Source organism: Corallococcus llansteffanensis (genome assembly GCF_003612055.1).
Lineage (GTDB): Bacteria > Myxococcota > Myxococcia > Myxococcales > Myxococcaceae > Corallococcus > Corallococcus llansteffanensis.
Genome location: NZ_RAWB01000668.1, coordinates 1 through 4,993, shown reverse-complemented (window position 1 = coordinate 4,993; position 4,993 = coordinate 1). Strand labels below are relative to the sequence as shown.

Genomic DNA, 4,993 nt, shown 5'->3' with positions numbered 1-4,993 from the left:
TGGTCATGAAGCGGGCTCAAGCAGGCACATGACCTGGAGGGTGGGAACGCGAGGCCTGGGTGTCAGGACCGCCAGGGGCGTCCGCCCTGCCACAGCCGACCCCGGAGGTGGGATTCCCCGCAATCCAGGTTGGCACCGGACCGTTGACGGCGCGGGCCACCTCGGCGGAACCACCCACGGAGCGGTGTGCAATGCGGACAACCTCCGGGGTTGACCCTAGCCGGCCCCACGGGGCTGTCACGTTTTTTCATGACCTCCTGGGAGGGCGGCCCGGGAACGAAGCCCCAACCCGCCAGGGCTTCCCGGGGGCGCCAGGGCCCTGCCGGGCGGGGCCGGGGCCCGTCAGTCGCCTTCAGGCCTCGTCCGAGTCCGGATCGTTCGTCAGCAGGGCCCGGGCGGCCTGCTCCCACTGGCCTCCCAGCCGGGCCTCGGACGCGAGCGCCTCGTCCCAGGAGGGACCGTCCGGCAGCAGCCGCGACGCCTGCGCCAGGGCCAGCCGCTCCAGCGCGCGCGTCTCGCACAGCTGGCGCAGGCCCGGTCCATCCAGCCCGCTCGCGGCGAGGAAGGCCTCCCGGCGCGAGCCGCGCACGCCCCGCTCCTTCCACCACGCGGCCTCCTCGGTGGCGACCTCCTCGTCCGTCACCGTGAGCCCCAGCGAGCGCACCCACCCCGCGAGCAGCGCCCGCCGCAGGCCCGCCTCCGCCCAGGCCGCCGCGTCGGGCGCGCTCCGCAACAGCTCCAGCACGCGTCCCGAGTCCACCGCGCGGCCGCCCACCCGCGTCACGTCCTCCACCAGCCTCCGCCGCCGTACCAGCGACGAGGGGTTGCGCCGCGCGCCCGGCGTCGCCGGAGCCGACAGGCTCACGAACTCCGCTGCGGAGCGCACGCAGGCGATGGCGTCCAGGCGCTTGAGGTCCTCCACCCCTTGCGCGAACCACGCATCCCACGCGGCGAGCGTGGGTACGGACCAGGCGGGGGCCACGGCCTCGCGGATCCGTGCCCAGGTGCGCTCCTGGTAGAAGAGGCCCGCCGCCGCGTCCACCAGGGCCTGCGCTCCGGAGCGCCCCAGCACGCGGGCCTTGCGCGCCCGCTCCGCCTCGTGGCGCACGTTGACCAGGGGCACGGTGAGCGGACGCCAGCCGTGCTCCGCGTCCGCGTGCAGCAGCGCCACCTCCGCGTCGTCCACCACCACGCCGTCGCGGTACCAGCCGAAGATGCGGCCCACGCCCACCATGCCGTGCGCGGCCAGCTCCGCGGCGCGCAGCGCGCCCATGCTGCCGCCGCCGAACACCGCGACGCCCGCCTCCATCGCCGCGAGCAGTTCGTGGTGCCACACCGACGGCTGCGCCTCGAAGACGCCGTCCACCAGCACCAGCGCGCGGGGCTTCAGCGACAGCGCGCGCCACACGTCCCCCTGCCGCGCGGGCGGCAGCACCGTGCACGGCGCCAGCTTGTGCGCCTCCGCCGCGGGCAACGAGGGCCCCAGGAACACCACCAGGTCGTCCGCCCGCCGCTTCACAGGAGCTCCGATACGCGCATGCCCGGCACCACCACCTTCCACACGTGCAGCCCGGGCAGCGGCGCGTCCAGCGCCACCCCCGCCACCCGCGTGAAACCGGCGCGCTTCAGCTTCGCCAGCACGGTGCCCACCCGCGCCTTCGCGGACGCCGTGCGCTTCATCGCGAGGTCCGGCATCGCCTCCGCCCGGTGCCGGGGCCGCACCTCCGCGCACGCCTGCGCGAACCCCAGCGCCGCCTCGCGGTCCGCCGCCGCCACGTCCTCGCGCGCCCCGTGGATGTCCGTCAGCCGCGACTGCGCCGCCTCCAGCAGGGCCTTGAGCAGCGCCTCGTCCCGCCTCAGCGCGCACGCATATCCCGCGGTGAGCGGCACCGGCCCCTCCTCCGCGTCCACCAGCACCGCCGCCGCCACCGGCAACCCCACCGCGCCCCGGGTGCTCCGGGTGGGCGTGGCATCGAAGAGGTAGGCGTGGAAGCCGCGCTGCTGGAGCCGCTCCAGCAGGGCCGCCGTGCGCGGCGCCTCCGCCGTCAGCCGGTCCGTCCGCAGCATCCGCCCCACCACGCCCTCCTCCGTCCAGCCCTCCGGCAGCGCCCGGGAGAGCTGGTCTCGCTCCGTGGCCTCCAGCAGCGCGTGCAGCAGCGCCTGCCCGGACTCCGGGTGGGCACCCGAGCCGTTGGTCGTCCAGGCCACCGACACCGGGCCCAGCGCCACCGTCCCGGACGGCGGGCAGTACACCCCCTGCGCCGGCACCCAGACGTCGGTGTCCGTTTGCAGCTCCCGTGCCTCGCGCCACGCCAGCCGCACCGCCGGCCCCGCGAGTCGGGGCGCCACCTCCTGCCCCGCCGACCCCAGCGCGTCCACGCCCCACACGGGGACGCCCGTGGCCTCCAGCTCCTCCTGGGAGCCCCAGCGCAAGAGCTCCGGCCGCACCCTCTCCGCGGCCCACAGCTCCGCGGTCTCCAGGAGCGCGCCCCGGGCGGCCTCCTCGAAGGTGAGCCCCTTGCCGTTGCAGACCTGGAGCACGTGGCCGCCCGGGCGCACCGCGCAGGCCACCTCCACGCCGGTGCGGTCCAGGCCGGTGACGCGCGCCACCCGCGTCACCCCCAGGGCGGCGGCGAGCGAGGCGAGGAAGGAGGGGTCGATCGTGGCAGGCAACACGATGGGAGACCTTAGCCAGAATCCCGGGAGGCCGGGGCACCGGCGCGGCGCGGCGTGGGATGGCGGGAAAAACGTGGTAGGGGAAGGCAGACCCCGCCGGCTGGGGAGGAGCGCGCACCGCATGATTTCTGTCGGAGACCTCGCGCCAGACTTCGTCGCGACCGACTGCCACGGTCAGGGCGTGCGGCTGTCTGCGCTGCGCGGCCGACGCGTGGTGCTCTTCTTCTTCCCCAAGGCCTTCACGGTGGGCTGCACCATCGAGAACCGGGCGTTCCGCGACAACCACGAGCGCATCCGCGAGCTGGGGGCGGAGCTGGTCGGCGTCTCCGTGGACACGCTCACCACCCAGTGCGACTTCGCCCAGCAGGAGGGCATCCACTTCGCCCTCCTGGGAGACGACGAGCGGCGGATCAGCCGCGCCTGGGGCGTGCTGTGGCCCGTGCTCAACATCGACCGGCGCGTCACCTTCATCATCGGCGTGGACGGCACCGTCGAACACGTCATCCAGCACGAGGTGCGCGTCTACCGGCACCTGGACGACGTGCTGAAGTACCTCCAGGCCCACCCCGCCCCGGGCAACGACAGCGCCTCCGCCTGAGGGCACGGCCAGGGCGGTTTCCAGGAGAAATGCGGGCCGGAAATAACCTTCTGGCCCGTGGCGGGTTGGAGCCCCTGTGAGCGGACGGGTCCTAGGACTGGTGCGGCCCGGACAGGCCGCGGTGCCCCCCACGGACGAGGCCCTGTGCGGGGCCTTCCTGGCGGGGGACGCGGCGGCGTTCGGCCAGCTCTTCGAGCGGCACCGGGGCCTCGTCTTCGCGCTGGTGCGCCGCTACACCGCGAGCGCGGAGGACGCGGCGGACCTGACGCAGCAGGCGTTCCTCAGGGCCCTGGAGGCCTCGCGCCGGGTGTTCGCGCGCTTCACGCCGGCCACGCCCGCGCCGTTCCGCTCCTGGCTGGTGCGGGTGGCGCTCAACCTGGCGAAGAACCACGCGCGGCAGGGCTTCCGGTGGCGGCCGGTGCTGGTGGAGACGGTGACGGAGGACGTGGCGGCGGACCCGGGCGAGGGCGCGGAGGCGTCCCTGGAGCGCACCCAGCGCGGCCACCAAGTAAAGCAGGCCGTGCTCGCCCTGCCCCGCCGCCAGCGCGAGGTGCTGACGCTGCGGGTGGACGGCGGGCTGCCGTTCAAGGACATCGCCCAGACACTGGGCATCACGGAGAACAACGCGAAGGTGCAGTTCCACCACGCGGTGAAACGCTTGAAGGCCGACGTGGCCGGGGAGACGCAGTGATGGGTGCGTGCGTGGAATACGAGGAGCAGGCGAGCCTCCACGCCGCGGGGGCGCTGGAGGGCGAGGAGGCCACGCGCTTCCTCTCCCACCTGGAGTCCTGCGCGGCCTGCCAGGCGGAGGTGGCCTCCACCCAGGAGCTGCTGGGCCGGGTGGCGCTGCCGCCCCAGACGCCCGTGGAGGTGCGGGCGCAGGAAGGCCTGGGCGCGCGGACCCTGGCGGCGTGGCGCCGCGAGCAAACGCGCCGGTGGATGGGACGCCGGGCCCTGGGCTCGCTCGCCGCCGTCGCGGCGGTGGTGGCGCTGATGCTGGGCCCGTCCGCGCTGGAGCGCTTCAGGGCCCCCCGGACGACGGCGCCGGATACGGTGCGGACCGTGGGCGCCCGCGAGGACGTGGACGCGGAGACGCTGGCCGCCTTCGAGGCGTGGGCCGGGCTGGAGCCGCTGGACGACGACGGCTCGGAGTACAGCTCCAGCTCCGACGACGAGCTGCCGTGGGACGGCGAGGACGACGCGATGGACGGGGACTTCGACCTGGGAGAGGCACTGTGAAGACGATGAAGCGGATGACCTGGGCACTGGTGTTCGCGCTGCCGGTGGTGGCGCTGGCGCAGCCCGCGGCACGGGAGACGGGAGCGCGCGATCCCGACCGCGTGGCGAAGGCGGAGCAGCGGCAGCGCCTGCGTCAGGTGCTGGAGCTGGCGGACACGCTGGAGCTGGACAGCGTGCAGGCACTGAAGCTGGATGAGACGCTGCGCCGCTTCGAGGACCGGCGCCGGCCGCTGCGCGAGCAGGTGCGGGACTCGGCGCGCGTGCTCCATCAGGCCTCGCGGGGTGACAGCGCGGCGCTCGCGCAGGTGGACGCCGCGGCGCAGAAGGTCTTCGAAGCGCGGGCGCAGATCGCCGCGCTGGACCGGGAGCTGTATCAGGCGCTCGCCAAGGACCTGCCCCCACAGAAGCGCGCGCGGCTGGCCGTCGTCATGGCCCGGTCGGAAGGCGCGAAGTGGATGAAGGACCGGGGAGACAAGGGAC

The 4,993-nt window shown here is 74.7% G+C and carries 6 protein-coding genes; 4 read left to right on the top strand and 2 right to left on the bottom strand.

The annotated features are described in order from the left end of the window. Positions 1-352 precede the first annotated feature (352 nt). On the bottom strand, positions 353-1,519 hold the full coding sequence (locus tag D7V93_RS37745; RefSeq protein ID WP_120647933.1) for a TfuA-like protein: 1,167 nt from the start codon (positions 1,517-1,519) through the stop codon (positions 353-355). Further along, a complete protein-coding gene (locus D7V93_RS37740; RefSeq protein WP_372338399.1) occupies positions 1,516-2,673 on the bottom strand; it encodes a YcaO-like family protein in 1,158 nt (385 codons plus the stop codon). The genes D7V93_RS37745 and D7V93_RS37740 overlap by 4 nt, the downstream gene beginning before the upstream one ends. 124 nt (positions 2,674-2,797) lie before the next feature. Between D7V93_RS37740 and D7V93_RS37735 the strand changes: the two genes are divergently transcribed. The 4 genes from D7V93_RS37735 to D7V93_RS37720 all read left to right on the top strand — a co-directional run. Further along, positions 2,798-3,274 (top strand): peroxiredoxin, encoded by a 477-nt coding sequence (locus D7V93_RS37735; RefSeq protein ID WP_120647931.1) that lies wholly within the window; start codon positions 2,798-2,800, stop codon positions 3,272-3,274. Positions 3,275-3,350: 76 nt separating this feature from the next. Then, positions 3,351-3,965: an RNA polymerase sigma factor gene (locus D7V93_RS37730; RefSeq protein WP_120647930.1), complete on the top strand. Its 615-nt coding sequence runs from the start codon at positions 3,351-3,353 to the stop codon at positions 3,963-3,965. After that, positions 3,965-4,513, top strand: a complete 549-nt coding sequence (locus D7V93_RS37725) for a zf-HC2 domain-containing protein (RefSeq protein WP_120647929.1) — start codon at positions 3,965-3,967, stop codon at positions 4,511-4,513. Before D7V93_RS37730 ends, D7V93_RS37725 begins: the two co-directional genes overlap by 1 nt. A gap of 5 nt (positions 4,514-4,518) precedes the next feature. Beyond that, the coding region (locus D7V93_RS37720; protein WP_120647934.1) for a hypothetical protein at positions 4,519-4,993 on the top strand (475 nt) is incomplete at its 3' end.